Here is a 16,457-nt window from a genome sequence, read left to right on the forward strand (position 1 = left end):
ACCAGTGCCCACATGCTCCGCCCCCGCCTCCTCCTGTGTCTCGGTCTCCTCCTCGGGCTCGGTCCGCTGGAGGGACACGCCCAAATCGAGGCCCTGCCCCGCCCCGACACGCTGCAGTCCGCCTCCTTCGGCGTGTCCGTCGCCATCGACGACTCGATTGCCGTCGTCGGCGCCAGCGGGGCGTCGGTGTGCGGCGACAACGCCGGGGCCGTGTTCGTCTACGAGCGGCAGCCGGGCCCCCTCGTCACCTCGTGGGCCCTTGCGGCCCGCCTCGTCCCGACGCCCTGTCGCGCAGACGCCTTCTTCGGGGCCGACGTGGCCCTCAGCGGCGCGCGGGTCCTGGTGAGCGCCTCCAGCGAGAACTTCGTCGGGGAGGGCGAAAACGCGGCGTACGTGTTTGAGCGCTCGGCGGACAGCACCTGGCAGCAGACGGCCCGCCTCACCGGGGCCCCGGACCGGCGCGAGGGGCTCTTCGCGGCGGGCGTGGCGCTCGACGGCGACCGGGCGGCCGTGAGCACCTCCGGCAACCCCAACCGGAACGACCCCGAACGGGCGTACGGCGGGGCCGTCTACGTCTTCGAACACGACCCCGACACCAATACCTGGGCCCGGACGGCACGGCTCCAGTCCGATGATCGTTCGGCCTCGGGACTCATCGGGGGCGATGTGGCCCTCGACGGACCGTATCTGGCCGTGGCGGCCTCCACCTTTTTTGAGCGCGAGCCGGGCTCCGCCTACGTCTTCCGACACGACCCGTCGACCGATCGCTGGCGCGAGGACGCCCACCTGAAAGACATCGACGCCTTCTTCATCTCCCTCGACCTGCACGGCGCTACGCTGCTCGTGGGGGAGGGCCGGGCCCGCGACGACGGCTCCGGCGCCGCCACCGTCTACACCCGCGGCGACACGTCCTGGCAACAAGCGACCACCCTCCGCCCCTCCATCCCCTACGAATCCGGCTCGTTCGGGGCCACCGTGGCCCTTCACGACGGGCGGGCGCTCATCACCGGATACGATGAGCAGCTCGGCAACGAGATCAACATCGACCGCGTGGTCTACGTCTTTCGCCGGCGGCCCGAGGGGGGATGGCGCGAGCGCACGGTCCTCGACATCGGGTCCGTCGACTTCGGCGCATCCCTCGCCCTGAACGGGGCGGTCACCCTCGTGGGCACCGTCGCCGAGGACGAGTCGGGCACCGCCCACATCGCCCGGATTCCGTAGGAATGGCTTTGTGCCGACTGCCTCAGGGAGGCCCGGCCGGAAAGGGCCCGCCCCCTGCCCCCTCGCTCGTAGCCATTCCCCGTGGAAGGGGACATTCGTGTTCTCGTCCCGGTTCGCCCCTACGGAAGGTGTTCGTGGAGCGTGCGGAGGAGGGTGCCGTCATCGGCACTGTGCTCCCAGTACATGACGCCCCCGAGGCCGCGGGACTGGACGTAGTGCGCCTTGGCCCGGAGCGACCGGGGCGTCTCGTGGGTGATCAGGACCGAGGAGTCTGGGGCCCAGAGGGTCGAGGCCCGTGCGACGGCATCCCATTGCCGCTCGAAGCCGGGTTGCGTCGCCACGTGATTGGCGAGCGTGTCGTAGGAGTAGCTGCCCCGCGACGTGTCGTAGCACTGGTACAGGCCGTCGTCCCGCGCCCCTGCGCCGGACCAACCGCGCCCGTAGAACGGCACCCCGAGCACGAGCTTCTGCGGGGGGACGCCCGCCTTCACGAACATGTTGACCGCCGTGGCGGCCGAGCGCTGCAGGGTATCGGGCGCCGCGGGCGGGTAGAGGTTGGCGAGGTGGCCGGTGTGGTCCGACCAGCCGCCGTGAAAGTCGTACGTCATCAGGTTGACGTAGTCGAGCGGCGTGTGGGCGGCGGCCATGTTGGTGTGCGCCAGATAGTCGGCGTCGGCCCCCGCGGCGATCGTGAGCAGGTACCGCTCGTCGCCGGTGTGCCCGTCCGCCCGTCCCTGCTTTTCGAGGTGGCGACGCACGGTCCGGAGCAGTCGGGTGAAGTTTTCCTTGTCCTCCGGGCGGTACACGTTGTCCTGTCCCGGCTGCCCGGGATACTCCCAGTCGAGGTCGAGCCCATCGAGGTCGTGTTTGGCCAATAGGTCGACCGCCGTGCGGGCGAAGCGGGCCCGCGAGGAATCGGTGCGGGCGGCATCGGAGAAGTAGTCGGACCACGCCCAGCCCCCGATCGAGAGCACAATCTTGAGGTCCGGATTCGCCGACTTCAGGTCCCGGAGCCGGGCGAGGTTTAGCGAGTCGCGCTCCTGCTCCAGCACCACGCGGCCCTCCTCCGTGACGTTCGCGAAGGCGTAGTTGATGTGGGTGAGGCGACGGGCGTCCTCCGCAGACACATCGACCGTCCCGTGCACGTAGCCGATGCGCGTATGCTCGGGCGATGTCTCTGGGGCGCTGCACCCCACGGCAAGCAGTCCGAGGCCCAGGACGAGAAGCGTCCCGAAGCGGATTCCGTGTCGGCGCAAACCTACGTCGAGCCTAGCATTCGTCATGGGGAGGACGGAGGCGACTGTGCTGGAGAAAAGCTATCTCCCCCACCTCGTCGAACGCGCGAATTACGCCTTCGAGGTCGCCTCCGCGAAGGCGGTCCACAGCGCATCGTTCATGCTGCCGGCCGCGAAGAGGGTGATGCCGCTGGCGTCGCCCTCGTGCGCTTTCTCGATGAGCCGTTCCAAGCCGCCCGGCGCCACCGCCCCCACGTTGAGGCCGCTGTACAGGCGGGTGGACCGGCCCTGTCCCCGCAGCCGCTCGATGCCGGCCCGCGTCTCGTCGCGCACCCAGTTCGCCCCGGCGTGGTAAAAGTTGTGGTACAGCATGGGGTGGACGTAATCGAGGTCCCAGTGGTGCCACCGCTGGCGCACGGCCTCCCAGTTCGGAAAGGTGGCCGCCGAGACTGCCTTGCCATTCTCGCGGGCGATGGGGATGAGGCGGTCGTTCACCAGATTCGTGATGCTCTCGTACCGGAAGAGGCGCCAGGCCGTACTCGTGGTCGGGTCCTCGAGGTCGTAGGGATCAGCCCCGTGGTCCCGCTCAAACTTCGACCGGCAGACGTCGCAGTAGCAGTAGTCGTACGGGGCCTGCTCTTCGTGCTGGACGATGCCGTACTTCGGCTGAAGGGCCTCGGCGATAACGACGTCGGGAAAGCGAATGTAGTCGAAGTGGATGCCGTCCAGCCCGTCGATGGAGGTGATCTCCTCAACACGCCGCTCGATGAAGTCTTGGACCCCGGGGCGATTGGGACACGTGAACTTGTAGTAGTCGACGTACGCCGGATTGTCGACCGCCGACTCTCCGTTCCGGTTCACCACGAACCACTCCTTGTGCTGGTTGACGATCTTGGGGATGGTGCAGGGCATCGATACCATCCATCCGTGTACCTCCAGGCCCACCTCCTTCGCCGGGGGGAGAATGGTTTCGAGCCACTCGCCCTCGACCGGGAGAAAGTCGCTCCCGTAGTAGGCCGCACTGTTGGTGTACACCTGCGGCAGGATCGCGTCGATGTTGTGCGCCCGCAGGCGCTCGAAGCGTCGCCTCCACTCCTCGCCTGAGACGTCGAGCTCCGGGGTCATCCACACCCAGTTCGTCGGGGCCGAGTCGGGCGGCGACGGGTCGCTCGCATTCGTCGAGGCGGAGGGGGCACGGGCAGGCGGGGTCGAAAATCCTGTGGCGGCTGCGCCAAGGGCACCCGCCCCCAGTGCCTTCAGAAATGTGCGTCGCTCTGGCATGGGCAAAGACGTGCGGTCCAACGGGCGGACCCGCCCCCACGGTGATCGGCGCACGGGACGGGGCCACGGGCGAAAGCGGAACGTGTAAGCTACGGCCTGATGACTGGACCGTACAGCCTAGACCGCCCCGAAACCGCTTCCAAACTCCCTCCTCCCCCCGTCGCCCCCCTATTCCTCCTGCACGAGCCAGGCCCGGTCGATCGCCCCGTCGGTCACGCGGTACAGCAGCACCTGAGACAGGGGCGTCTCGCGGCCGGGCAGGTTTCGGATGGTCTCATGGGCAGTGAAGGTGGGGCCCACGGTCGTGTGGTAGTGAAACTCGGAGTGTAGGTTGGTCGCCCCCTCAAGGAGAGGCCGGTACTGCGTCGCGAGGGTGTCGCGCCCCTCCATCACGAGCGTGTTGGGGGGGCGGTACACCTTCACGTCGTCGGCGAGGGCGTCGAGAAAGGCGTCCGGGTCGTGGGTGTTGTACGCATTGTGCAACTGGAACACCACCTCTGCCGGCGTCCGCGGCACGAGCCTGTCGGGGGCGTAGATGCGTCCCTCCTTCACGACCCGGTGGATGGACGTGACGTGTTTGATGTCCGCGAAGGGGTCGCGGTTGAGCACCACGAGGTCCGCCATCATTCCGTCCTCAATCCGCCCGAGGTCGTCACGCCCCATGAGCCGGGCGCCGCCCGCCGTCGCCGTTGCCAGAATCTCGCGGGGCGTGAGGCCAGCCGTGCGCATGAGCTCAAACTCGCGAAAGAGGGCCGGCCCGTGCGGCGTCCCGATATTGCCCGCGTCGGTGCCGGCCACGACGTCGATGCCGGCCTCGTAGAGCCGCTTCAGGTTGCGCATGGCCGTGGTGTCGGACGGCACCGTCGGGGCCTGCCGGATGCGCCGGCGGAGGCCGGTCGGGACGAGCGAATCCGGAAGCGTGCGCAGGTCGGTGAGGGAGTTGATTACGTCCTTCTGCCCGATGCGATGCTCGGCAAGCGTCAGGTCGAGCTGCTGGGCAAACGTTTCGCCGTAGCGCTCACCCACCACGAGCGTCGGCGTGTAGAGCACGTCGTTCTCCCGAAGGAGCTGCACGAAGGCGTCGTCGACCGGCTGGTCGGACACGCTGTGCACGAGGATGTCCGCCCCGGCCTCAACGGCCGCCCGGGCGGTCTCCAGCGCGGTGGCGTGGACGGCCACCCGGGTGCCCGCGTTGTGGGCCTCGTCGATGGTCGCCTCGACGACCGGACGGTAGTCGGCCGGGGTCTCGTCCCCGCCCACGATGTACCAGATCTTGATGAGGTCCACCCCGGCCATAATTTGGTCGCGGACCTCTTCCCGGGCCGCCTCCGGCGTCGTGATCTGCAGGATGGGCGGATCGCCCTCGTCGAGCGACGGACGCGCCACGCTGGAGAGGAGCGGGCCCGCCGTCACGACCGTCGGGGCCATGGCCGCGGTGTCGGCGCGGGCCCGCACGTCGAGGTTCCACATCGGCCCGCCCACGTCCACTACGCTCGTCACCCCACTGCGCAGGTACCGCCGGAAGGTGTCCGGGAGCCGCTCCTTGATGCGGCGCAGCTCTTCGGCGTAGGGGCGTTCGGCGCGCAGGTCGATCACGTCGGGGCGCGTGTAGAGCCCGCCGCTCTGGAAGAAGTGGACATGGCCGTCGACGAGACCCGGCATCACGTACTTGTCGGGCATCTCGTGCACGGTCGCCCCGGGGGGCACCGCCACCTCGCTCGACGGCCCCACCGCGGCGATGCGGCCGCCCTCCCACAGGACCGTCGCGTCCTCAATCACCGTGGAGTCGGCCGGGTTGAGGGCCGTAGGGCCGACCAGGGCGGTGGGCTGGGCCGCAGCGGGCCCCAACGGGAAAAGACCGGCGAGAAGGAAGAGAATCCAGAATCGGCGCATGGTACTGAGGGCAGTCGCAAGAAACGCGGGTCAGATAACGTACCCACTGGTGGGGAGAGGTGCAGCCGATGCTCACCGGACCTTCTCCATGTCTTAATGTTATGACATCCGTAGTTACGAAAATACCAACTGCCAGATTCTGCCATGCCAGAAGAGACCACGATCCGTCGCATCGGAAACTCCTCGGGGCTCACCATTCCGAAGGATCTCCTGGACCGTCAGCACCTGGAAGAGGGCGACCAGGTTCATCTCGTCGAAACGGAGGACGGGCTCCTCATCACGCCCTACGATCCCGATTTTGAGGACGCGATGGAGGCCTACGAAGGGGGAGCCCGGGACTACCGAAATGCACTCCGTGCGCTCTCTGACCAGTAGTCCTCACGCCTGAGATGGATGAACCCCGCTGGCTCACCCGAAAAAGTCGCCGCAATTCACGACGATCCGTTGAAGCAGCACGGCGGCCTGCCCGGTGCTCGCGATGAGGGTGCGGTTGAGTCGGCACTGGCCCGCCCAAAGCATCTCCAGACCTACGGCGACGATCCGAGCGTGCACCGGCTTGCCGCCGCGTGCGGCGTGGGGCTGGCCCGCAATCACAGCTACCGCGGCGGCAATAAGCGCACGGCCTTCATGGCGATGTACGTGTTTTTGCGGCTTAACGGACCCCGGATTGACGTTGAGGAGATGGCCGTCGTGGACCTGATGAGGTCGGTTGCTCAGAGTGACGGTGGCGAGGAGAAGCTTGTCGTATGGCTTGAAATGCACGCGACCTGAAACCTCCCGATATCATAATTTTCACTCTGCCGTACTCGCTTTAGAGGCACCTGGAGCAGGAAAATTCTCTAAGTCCAATATGGAACCGTCAGTACCACACCCGGAAGGCCAAGAGGAACGTCAAGCCACTGGTACACATGGTGGAATTGTGTACCAGGCATGGCAGGCAGTATATGCTTGGCTGAGATTGAGTCGAGGAGAGGTCCTCTTTCTTGAGCACGCCGAAGACTTCGATGTTGCCTCTGAGGATTCAGTTGAGGGAACGCAGGTAAAAAGAAAAGAGGGTGAGTTGTCTCTCGGACGCGAAGCTGCTCGAGATGCAATCACCAACTACTGGCAATTACGAACCGATGAGGACCGGACGGTCAAATATCGGCACCTCACAACAGAGAGCAGGGGATTTGAACAGGGGGATCCGTTCGATGGTCGAAAAGGACTCGATGTGTGGGATGACGCTCGAAATCGAGGTGAGGCGCTTAGGGTGATCGTGGATTACCTGAAGGACCAGGATCTCCCGAAAGATCTGATTGCCTTTCTGGAGTCAGAGCCAATTGAGAGAGTCCGCAATGAGCTGATTTTACCCATTCATTGGGATACTCAGGCTTCAGGGGGAGAGAAGATTAAAGAACTCGTAGATGAGCATCTGATTGAGCACGGTCAGCGTCAACGCAAACCGGTCCCGCCGCGGATTTCGAAGCAAGTTGCAAGCTCTCTCTTCACGAAAGTCACCGAGGAATCTGCTGAGGAAAGTCCGCGCAGGCTGACTTTCGCGGATTTTGCTGACCTGTTCGAGAGAGAAACGATGGAGCGGGTTCCTGGCGGTACCCGTGGCGCTGCAAACGTCTACCGCTCGGACTCCACTCAGGCATCACTGCAAACAGGTGCCCCAGGATTCCTCGAACTCGTGGAAGGAACTCTGCTCTCTGCCGTAGTGCCGAGAACCAATCTTGTGCAGAGGGTTCGAGAGCGTGCAGATAGCCTTCCTCTTTCCGCTCTAGTTGGGTCTTCTGGAATGGGAAAATCAACGCTTGCAATGCTTTCCGCCGAAGAAGGGGGATGGTACTTGATAAACTTTCAAGGGAAGGACTCTGGTCAAATTCAAAGGCTGCTGAATCAGGCTACTTTGAGGCTTGCTGACGTTCCAGACGGAAGCACGGTTCTCCTTGACAACCTCAACTTTGAAGGGAGTGTTGAAGAATATGTCGAGGCCTTCCGAAAATTGATCACCGCTGCGTGGGAGCAAGCAATTCATATTGTGGTAACCACCCAGAATCCCATACCATCCCGCATCAAAGCCCTCATACAAACAGATCCTGAGAAAATCGGGATCCCCGTGCCTCCTTTTGATGAGGAAGAGGTCAAGGCCCTGCTTGAAGAGTATGGATGTCCAGAAGCCATCCGAGAAGCTTGGTCCACAGCTACGATGGCTCAGACATCGGGGCATCCTCAACTTGCCGACGCCTATGTAGCTGCTGCAAGCCAACCCCACTGGCAAGAACCGTCCGAGAGAGATTTATTTGAGGACCCTGCACCGATCGAACAAGTCAAGAAGGAGGCACGGCAAAAACTTCGTCGGGGACTGCCCGAAAACTCATTGGTGCTTGCAAGGCGTCTGACTCTCTTGTCTCATCCCTTCACGCGGGAGCATGCACTCAAAATCGCTGAGATCCCTCCTCCAATTCCCACTGCTGGGACGGATTTCGATTTCCTTGTCGGTCCATGGATTGAACCTCTACCAGCCAATCATTTTCGGATATCCCCACTACTCTCAAACCTATACAATGACACGCTTTCCGAAGATGAGCAGCATAAACTTCGCTACGAGATTGCAAACTCACTGGTAGGGGCAACTCGTGAGAAGTCCTCTATAACTACTTATGAGCTCAACGAAATTCTTTCGCATGGCTTGCTTAGTCAGAACGAAGGTGCTTTAGCATTTGCCGCCTCGGCGTGCAATGACTTTGAGAATTTGTCAGAGGTCGCCCCTCATATCCAGTGGTTTGCAGCAGCTAAGACTGGAGGTGCTCAAGGAATTCTAATTGAGGGAGATCCAGGCCTCAGTTCACAGCTTCGGTTTATACAGTTTCGAATTGCTGTTGCGACCAACCAAAGTGTGACTCCCATCCTTGATGCCTGGGAATTTGAACACAACCAGCTTAGGAAGTCGCACCCCCTAAGGGATGCCCTTGATGTCGTACGTGGAACTGCGGTGCTGAGTCACCCTCAGGCAGATGTACACATCGAACGTGTATTTCGACTTGCACGCCCCATTGTGGAGGTGGATCTTGCGTCGGTAGAGGAATCTAATCTGACGAGCAAATTGGAGGAAGCAATTGAGAAAGCCCGAGAGACCGGGGATCGTTCACAGGTTCACGCCTTGCAGGCGAAAGGACTTCTATCGGGGATCAACTCACAACTACCTTCTTCTCACGTAGCGGAGATGGTTTCGTATCACGCAGAGGGAGCTGGGGAGGTCCTTGAGTTTGTTAAACTGGCTGTTGGAGAAACGACTTCACTTGGGTCAGTCCTGACCGAGGAACTGAGAGAAAACGTCCCACTCACGAATGGACTTACGAGTCGACCCTGGCTCAGAATGGCCGAGCAAGACGATCCTGATTGGGGAATTGTTCTGGAAGCCTTCGACTGTCTTCTTGAGCTTGCAGAGGAAAACGGGCTCGATGCGCTCCTCATGGCGACGGAGAGAAACCGTGCAATCATCAACTACGAGTATCTGGGCGATGAAAATAAAGCTGTAGAGGTACTATCTGAGGCAGAGGAGACTGTCGGTCCACACCCCCTTCTTAAATCGTATCGGGCGAAGATGAGAAACATGGAGGGTGACTACGAGAGGAGATTAGAAATATTAGAAGATATCCTTCCTGGCTGGCAGCCTACCAGTCCTACAACACCCAAGACGCATATTTTCCACGACGCAATTGAGGCAGCTGGTAATCTCGGTAAATGGGATCGGGCCACCTACTGGGCACAGAGAGGCCAGGAATCTGCTAAGCCCCTTTCAGAGGTATCTGGGCCTTACGTAGAATTGTGCTACGCTGTCGATAAGGCTTTTTCGACGTATAAGGACGAAGATACATGCGAGGCCCTTGAACTCCTTGGCAACTCGATATCACGGCTTCCGGCTCCCTCAAATCCACGAATACGGATGCTCTACCGGCGTGCTGCACATGTGACAGTCTGGATTCATCAAGACCTTGGAGGGTTAGAACTTTCCGATATACAGGAACCATCACCTGGCCTTGCCAGCCAATTTGAGGCCGACTCCGAAGAAACTGACGCCGATGTCATGGAGAAAAAAGCTCTATTCTCCATACTGGAGGAGAGCACCAACCTGGCAGACTGTGGTGAAGTGGATCTCGAAGTGGCCCACGCGGCTGAGGCTGGAAATATAATGACCCAGTCCATGGGTGCGATGCGAGAACTTAACCAGGGAATTCGAATTGCGGCCGGGGACCTTCCTGATCGGTTTGTAGCTATGATCGAGACTGCCAGGGAAAGATTAGCGGCAGAGGGGCAGTCGCCTCCTACAGATGATCTAGAAGTTCAAGAGGTCCTCCATTTGCTAACGTATGGTGTCATCAATGAGCTCGCCTCCGAAACCCCGGATTCCTCTGTTCTTGCTGAGTGGAGGAGTCGCCTCGAAGAGATAGCCTTCGATGTCTCATCTGCCACTTCGTGGTTTGATGTCGCTGAAAAAGCATTCTCGTCGGCCAATGGTGACCGACGAACTCTGGTCGAGTTAACCCACCTCCTTCAAAACAAGGGTGCCCTACCAAACGAACGGCTCGTTGCAGCGGCTGCCCTTGCACGAGGCTCCAGCGATGAGAACACTAAGTTGCTCTCGCTAGCAATACTCGTCACATCGGCGGCAAGAGATCCCTTTGGGGTCGCCGCGAACAATGCTATAGCAAGTCTTGCCGGTGTGGATGTTAAACCGGGCAACGGCATACAGGAGGCCGCTAGGGCTATCATCGAGTCGGATCAATTTGAGGCACTAAGCTTGGACTCGAACTTTAAAAACACACTTCGTGAGATTACGGACGGCAACATCGACTGGGGAGTGCCGACAGCCAGTACTCAGAGCCTCTAATAATACTCGGCAAACATGTCGCTCTGAGCTTGACTCAGAGCCAAGCGATTGACGAGGTAAATCAAGTTCGGAGCGACGGAGGATGGACTGTTCGAAACAGTACCACTGGCTTTGATAAGCCTTCTCAGTAGTTCAACACTCCTCTCGTACCTACCGTCGCAATCGAGACTGCTTGAGGTCTGATCGCATTGACTCGTCCACCAGCCTCTCCAGCGCGTCGTCGAGCGCCCATTTGAGGATCACGCCGCTGTGCTCGTACCGGATGCGGCCCTGCTTGTCGATCAGGTAGGTGCGCGGCACCGCCTCGCCGGGAAAGTGACGGGCGGCCAGTCCGGGATCGACGATCTGTGGGAAGTTGACGCCCTTTTCCTCCACGAAGGGGCGCACCGCCTCCGCCCCGCCCCGGTCCACCGCAATCCCGACGAACTGCACGCCCGCGTCCTCAAACTCGCGCTGCAGGTCCACGAAGCCGGGCATCTCCACGCGGCACGGCGGGCACCAGGTGGCCCACACGTTCACCACCACGACCGCCCCGCGGTGGTCCTCAAGCCGAAAGCGATCGCCCTCCAGCGTCTCGGCCGCCACCGTCGGGGCCGGGCGTCCCTCCGCGGCCAGCTCAATGCTCGGCATGTACTGCTGATAGACGTAGATCCCCATCACCAGGAGCACGGGCCAGTGCCAGTAGGCCCTGACGTAGGTCCAGACGATGTGCCACGGGGAGCGGTCGCGATCGGAATCCGGCATACGGGCGAATCCGGGGGGGTCGGTGCGCGGGCATCGAGGGGCGGGCGGAGGCGCGGCTACGACCGTTCCCGCAGGAGGGCCTCCAGCAAGGGACGGATCCGGTCCTCGGTGGTCATGCCCGGAATGTGCTTGCGGATCGTTCCCTCGGGCCCGATCACGAACGTCACGGGCAGGCCCCGCACCCCGCCGTACTTCTCCGCGATGGAGCCGTCACCCAGCCCAATCGGGTAGTTGATGTTCATCTTGTCGGCGAAGGCCCGTACCTCTTCGGGGCCGGCGCTCCGTTCGAGGGCCACGCCCACGAACTGGAGGCCCCGGTCGCCGAGGTCGTTCTGCAGCGACACGAAGTCCGGAATTTCGCGCCGGCACGGCGGGCACCAGGTCGCCCAGAAGTTGAGCACCACCACGTCGCCGCGCTGGTCGTCGAGGCGAAAGGTCCCACCGTCCAGGGTGTTCAGCGAGAAATCGGGGGCGTCCTGTGCGGTGTCGCCCCCCGTCGTTTGGGCAGGCGAGGCGGGCTGTTCGGCCATCACGAGGGCCACGAGCCCCCCGACGACGAGCAGCCCCGCTGCGAACGAGCCCACCCAGTTGGGAAAAGAAAAAGATAGCATGGGGATACAGGAGTCGTCTCCAAAGAATCGAACCAAGAACGAGCCGACCGGGCGGCCGGCGAACGACCCTCCGGCGCCAGCGGAGGGCGGACGGAGACGACTAAATTTGGAGGACGACCGGACGCAAGGCGTCCAGCGTTGGCGAGATGGGCGGTGACGGGGGCCGCTGCGCATCCAGGCGGACGGGGGGAAGCTCGGCGGAGGCATCTCCAATCGCCTCGCCCCCCGACGGGCCGTCGAGCGAATTCGTTGACCACTCCGACGACACCGCACGAACCATTGCCCCGGCGTCCGTCGCCGAACAGGACCACTGCGCGTTCGACGCGGCGGTCGTTACGACGGGCGCCGATGCCCCGTCGGCACCTCCCCCAGCCCCGCGGCACGGCGTAACGGCCTGCGCCAGGGGGCCCACAACCAAAATGAGGCCAAGGGCGACGGCCCAGCGGCCCATGGTACTGGACGACCGGAGGCGATGCATGGCAGTGGAGGCGATTGGTACGAGGTGCTAGACAAACCTTTGGTTCACAGATCGAGTTCCTCCGTCGGCCCTGCGTGTCCCTGAACTCCACCCTGCCCAGCCCGGTAGGACCGCCCTCGGTCCGCCATACCAAGTCCCCTCTTTCCTATGCCGTCGCCCTCGCTGGTCACCTCGCTCCGTTCGTCGGACCGTACGCCGCTCCTGTTCACCGTCAACATGGGACTGGAGGACGTGGTCGTGGACGAGTTTCGGGAGCGGGCGGCGGCTGCGGGCCTCAACGTGACCAACACCGACGACGCCCCCTTCGGCCTGCAGAGCTACGCCCTCGTGGAGGTCGACGCGGCCCCCGACGACGCCCTCGACGTGGCCCGCCGGATGCGCTCGGTGCACCATGTGCTGGCGCCCCTCTACACGTTCACGCTCCCTGCGGACGGAGAGGACGCCCTCCAGACGATCCACGATACGGTGACGACGCTCGACGTGGAGGCGATGGAGACCGCGGACACCTTCCGCGCCTCGTCGGTACGACAGGGCGAGCACGACTTCACGAGCGTCGACGTGCAGACGCGGGCCGGCGGGGCCCTCGACGCCCGCTACGACGCGTCCGTCGACCTGGAGGACTACGACGTGGAGGTGCGGGTGGACGTGCGCGACGACCAGTGCCTCGTGAGCGTACAGCACACCCGCGAAGCCCTGAGCCGCCGGCAGCTGGAGGGCTATCAGCCCCGGGCCGCCCTCAAGGCGAACGTGGCCTACGCCCTCCTCCGCCTCGCCCACCTCGACGCCCCCCCAAACACGCTGCTCGACCCCTTCTGCGGCTCCAGCACCATCCTGCTGGAGGCCGCCGACCTGTGGGCCGACACGCAGTGTTACGGCAGCGACTGGAACGAGGAGGCCGTGTCGGGCGCCCGCACGAACGTCGACCTGGCGGGCCTGAGCGACCGCATTGCGATTCGGAAGGGCGACGTATGGCACCTCGACGAGACGTTCGCGGACGTGACGGCCGACCTGATCGTCACCAATCCCCCCTTCGGCGTGCGCATGGCCAGCAGCATGGACTTCTATCCCTTCTACCGGCGCGTCCTGGGACAGATGGGGGCGGTCCTGCGGCCCGGCGGCCTCGTGGTGATGCTGGTGCTGCGGCAGGGCCCCTTCAATACGGTCCTCGACGAGTCCGAGCAGTTCGCGAGTCGTCACGTGCGGGCCATCGAGATCGGGGGGCTGTATCCGTACGTCTTCGTGCTCGAACGCCTGTAGGCCGGCCGTGCCCCCACTAGGGCCGCGTAGCCGGCCTCATCAAGACCCGCCGTGCTCGGCTCGGTCCTGGCGCCCACCGGCGCCCCTCCCAAAAATCGTCAGCGTACTCCGCACCGGCTCGCTTCCATGCACCTGCACCTCTCCCCCGTGTCTCTTCTCGTTTCGTCCCACGGCCGGACGCCGGCCCGCCCCAGTAGCGCTCACACTGCCTTCCTGGCCGTCGGCCTGCTACTGATGGCGGGCCTAGTGGCCCCACAGGCCTCCCCGGCACAGCCCGCCTCGCCCCCGGCGGTAGACGCCCTTCTCCGGAGCGACTCCAGCGCGATGATTCCGGTCGTCGAGCGGTTCGCCGAGGACCGCGCGGCCCTTCGCCGCCGCTACGACGCCGCGGGGCCGGAGCGCTGGGCGCGGATGCGGACGTTTTACACCCGGTGGCGCGACGAGCTGGACGCCGTCCGCTTCGATCGGCTCGGCGTAGAGGGACGCATCGACCACGTGCTTCTCCAAAACGAGATCCAGGGGGCGCTGCACCGGCTGGACCGGACGGAGCGCCGCCACGCCGAGATGGAGCGATACCTGCCCTTCGCCTCCACGATCACGGCCCTCTACTACCGGTGGCGGGCAGACCCTGCCCTCGACCCGCGCGCCGCGGCCGACACGCTGGCCGCCCTCCGAGACACGATCGAACACGTCCGGGAGCGCCTCTCGGAGCAGAGCATCGACGCAGAATCGGAGCGTGTCGTCGCCTACCGGGCGGCCAACGCCGTCAAGGACCTCCGCGGTAATTTGCGGGAGTGGTATGAGTTTTACGACGGCTACCACCCTAAATTTACCTGGTGGGCCGAGACCCCGTACGAGGCCGTCCAGGACGACCTGGAGACATACGCACAGTTTCTCCGCCGGGAGATCGTAGGCGTCGAGGAGGGGGCGGCCGATCCCCTCATTGGGGACCCGATTGGGGCCGAGGCGCTCAGGACGGACCTCCGGCACGCCATGATTCCGTACTCGCCGAAGGAGCTGATTGCCCTGGCCGAGCAGGAGCTCGAATGGGGCCGGCGGCAGATGCGGGCGGCGGCCCAGGAGATGGGCCACGGGGACGACTGGCGCGCCGCCCTGAAAGCGGTGAAGACCCGTCACGTGGAGCCGGGCCAACAGCCGACGCTCGCACGGGACCTGGCCGAGGAGGCCGTGTCCTTTCTCCGGGAGCGAGATCTGGTAACGATTCCCCCGATGGCCGAGGAGGTCTGGCGCATGCAGATGCTCTCCCCAGAGATGCAACGCATCGCGCCGTACTTTCTGGGGGGCGAGGTCGTCCGGGTGGCCTTTCCGGCTCAGAAGATGTCCCACGAGAACAAGCTGATGAGCATTCGGGGCAACAACCGGCACTTTTCCCGGGCGGTCGTCCACCACGAGCTCATTCCGGGGCACCACCTCCAGGGCTTCATGACGGACCGGTACAACGCCCACCGTGACCTGTTCTCCACGCCGTTCTGGGGCGAGGGGTGGGCTCTCTACTGGGAGATGCAGCTCTGGGACCTCGACTTTCCCCAATCGCCGGAGGACCGGATTGGAATGCTGTTTTGGCGCAACCACCGGGCGGCGCGCATCATCTTTTCCCTCCGCTTTCACCTGGGGACGATGTCGGGGCAGGAGGCCGTGGACTTTCTGGTGCGGGAGGTCGGGCACGAGCGGGCCAACGCGGAGGCGGAGGTGCGGCGCTCCATCATCGGCACGTATCCCCCTCTGTACCAGGCCGCCTACATGCTCGGCGGCCTCCAATTCCGGGCACTCCACGAGGAGCTCGTCGAGAACGGCGACCTGTCCAACCGCGAATTTCACGACCGGATTCTGCGGGGCGGGCGCATGCCGGTCGAGCTGGTGCGCGCCCGGCTCCAGCAACGGCGTCTCCCGAACGACTACGCGCCGCAGTGGCGGTTCGCCGGGGCTCCGCAGACGGAGTAGCGTGCCGCAGAGGCCGCGAGTTTCTCGCCCCCCAACAGAAAACGCCCCGCCGGCCCGACTGGCCCGACGGGGCGTGTCTCAAACCTAGACCGAGGAGAAATCCTACAGGGCGAAGAGCAGCCCGCCGGTGATTCCAAGGCGATCGAGATCCCCAATCGTGATCTGTCCCTGGACGAAGGGCTGGAGCGTGCCGGTGTCAAACTCAACACCACCGACGAGGTTGAGTCCCGTGTCGGTACTGGAGACGCCCCCCGCCTCTGAGGCCGTTATGCCGATTCCGCCCCCGGCATACGGAGAAAATGTCTCTTCGGTAGGGAAAATATAGTGTGCATTCAGGTCAATCGTGTAGATTGATACGTCCGTTCCTCCTTGGTCGTCGGCAAAGTAAAAGTCAAAGGCTCCGGACAACTGCACCGGCGCCTCCACGTTTTGGGAAAGATCGTACCGGACATCCCCCCCAAGGGCGAATTCTTCAATGTCACCAACGTCGATGGTGACGCGAGGGCCAATCTCAAAGCCCGAACTCGACTCCATCTGCGCCTGCGCGGTCAGCGGAAATGCGACGGCAAGGATGAGGGCGACAGTAACGAGGGGTGCAAAGCGTTTCATAGGGTATCGGCTACGGTTGTTGACGGGGTCAGTAAAGATGAAGGGTCTTATTTTGCCTCGACTATCTGGACAAAAAGAGGACACATGAAACCCCTCTTTGTTCATTTTGATCCACTGTTTGCGGGGTATCCGAAATACACCCAAACTCTCCACCAAAATCCTCTTAGTCCTTTCCCGCCATAGACGAAGGACCGTAAATCAAAAGCACCGGCTCTTCTCGCCCCTCTTCGGGGATGTCTTTCGTGGTTCCGCCCAGAGACACACGTAGGATCTCCCGCTGCCCTTTT

Annotated in this window: 13 protein-coding genes; 6 read left to right on the top strand and 7 right to left on the bottom strand. The window is 63.2% G+C overall.

What is annotated here, in order from left to right:
* Positions 1–12 precede the first annotated feature (12 nt).
* Positions 13–1,221, top strand: a complete 1,209-nt coding sequence (locus tag SRU_RS14720; RefSeq protein WP_237701785.1) for an FG-GAP repeat protein — start codon at positions 13–15, stop codon at positions 1,219–1,221.
* A gap of 119 nt (positions 1,222–1,340) precedes the next feature.
* Here SRU_RS14720 and SRU_RS14725 read toward each other — a convergent pair whose 3' ends face one another.
* The 3 genes from SRU_RS14725 to SRU_RS14735 form a co-directional block, all read right to left on the bottom strand.
* On the bottom strand, positions 1,341–2,504 hold the full coding sequence (locus SRU_RS14725; protein WP_011405515.1) for a glycoside hydrolase family 18 protein: 1,164 nt from the start codon (positions 2,502–2,504) through the stop codon (positions 1,341–1,343).
* Between the two features lie 63 nt (positions 2,505–2,567).
* Positions 2,568–3,737 (bottom strand): family 10 glycosylhydrolase, encoded by a 1,170-nt coding sequence (locus SRU_RS14730; protein WP_011405516.1) that lies wholly within the window; start codon positions 3,735–3,737, stop codon positions 2,568–2,570.
* Between the two features lie 168 nt (positions 3,738–3,905).
* Positions 3,906–5,630, bottom strand: coding sequence for an amidohydrolase family protein (locus SRU_RS14735; RefSeq protein WP_011405517.1), 1,725 nt, complete (start codon positions 5,628–5,630; stop codon positions 3,906–3,908).
* 144 nt (positions 5,631–5,774) lie between these two features.
* Here SRU_RS14735 and SRU_RS14740 point away from each other — a divergent pair, with 144 nt between their 5' ends.
* From SRU_RS14740 to SRU_RS14750, 3 genes are all read left to right on the top strand, one after another.
* Positions 5,775–6,005: an AbrB/MazE/SpoVT family DNA-binding domain-containing protein gene (locus tag SRU_RS14740; RefSeq protein ID WP_011405518.1), complete on the top strand. Its 231-nt coding sequence runs from the start codon at positions 5,775–5,777 to the stop codon at positions 6,003–6,005.
* A gap of 18 nt (positions 6,006–6,023) precedes the next feature.
* Positions 6,024–6,401, top strand: coding sequence for a type II toxin-antitoxin system death-on-curing family toxin (locus tag SRU_RS14745; RefSeq protein WP_011405519.1), 378 nt, complete (start codon positions 6,024–6,026; stop codon positions 6,399–6,401).
* 79 nt (positions 6,402–6,480) lie between these two features.
* Positions 6,481–10,509, top strand: coding sequence for a hypothetical protein (locus SRU_RS14750; protein ID WP_164923713.1), 4,029 nt, complete (start codon positions 6,481–6,483; stop codon positions 10,507–10,509).
* A gap of 150 nt (positions 10,510–10,659) precedes the next feature.
* On the opposite strand, the gene SRU_RS14755 is transcribed toward SRU_RS14750, so the two are convergent.
* From SRU_RS14755 to SRU_RS15610, 3 genes are all read right to left on the bottom strand, one after another.
* Positions 10,660–11,253 carry a TlpA family protein disulfide reductase gene (locus tag SRU_RS14755; RefSeq protein WP_011405521.1) on the bottom strand — a complete coding sequence of 198 codons (594 nt, stop codon included), beginning with the start codon at positions 11,251–11,253 and terminating at the stop codon, positions 10,660–10,662.
* Positions 11,254–11,309: 56 nt separating this feature from the next.
* Complete coding sequence (locus SRU_RS14760) at positions 11,310–11,864, bottom strand: peroxiredoxin family protein (RefSeq protein ID WP_237701786.1); 555 nt, start codon at positions 11,862–11,864, stop codon at positions 11,310–11,312.
* Positions 11,865–11,964: 100 nt separating this feature from the next.
* Entirely contained in the window at positions 11,965–12,342 is a 378-nt protein-coding gene (locus tag SRU_RS15610; RefSeq protein ID WP_205409652.1) for a hypothetical protein, read from the bottom strand.
* Between the two features lie 147 nt (positions 12,343–12,489).
* Between SRU_RS15610 and SRU_RS14765 the strand changes: the two genes are divergently transcribed.
* Positions 12,490–13,599: a methyltransferase domain-containing protein gene (locus SRU_RS14765; RefSeq protein ID WP_011405523.1), complete on the top strand. Its 1,110-nt coding sequence runs from the start codon at positions 12,490–12,492 to the stop codon at positions 13,597–13,599.
* A 147-nt stretch (positions 13,600–13,746) separates the two neighbouring features.
* On the top strand, positions 13,747–15,561 hold the full coding sequence (locus SRU_RS14770) for a DUF885 family protein (RefSeq protein ID WP_237701787.1): 1,815 nt from the start codon (positions 13,747–13,749) through the stop codon (positions 15,559–15,561).
* Between the two features lie 102 nt (positions 15,562–15,663).
* Here the strand turns inward: SRU_RS14770 and SRU_RS14775 are convergent, their stop codons facing one another.
* Entirely contained in the window at positions 15,664–16,170 is a 507-nt protein-coding gene (locus SRU_RS14775) for an outer membrane beta-barrel protein (protein WP_237701788.1), read from the bottom strand.
* Positions 16,171–16,457 lie beyond the last annotated feature (287 nt).

Origin of the sequence: Salinibacter ruber DSM 13855 (assembly GCF_000013045.1) — a bacterium.
Classification (GTDB): Bacteria; Bacteroidota; Rhodothermia; order Rhodothermales; family Salinibacteraceae; genus Salinibacter; species Salinibacter ruber.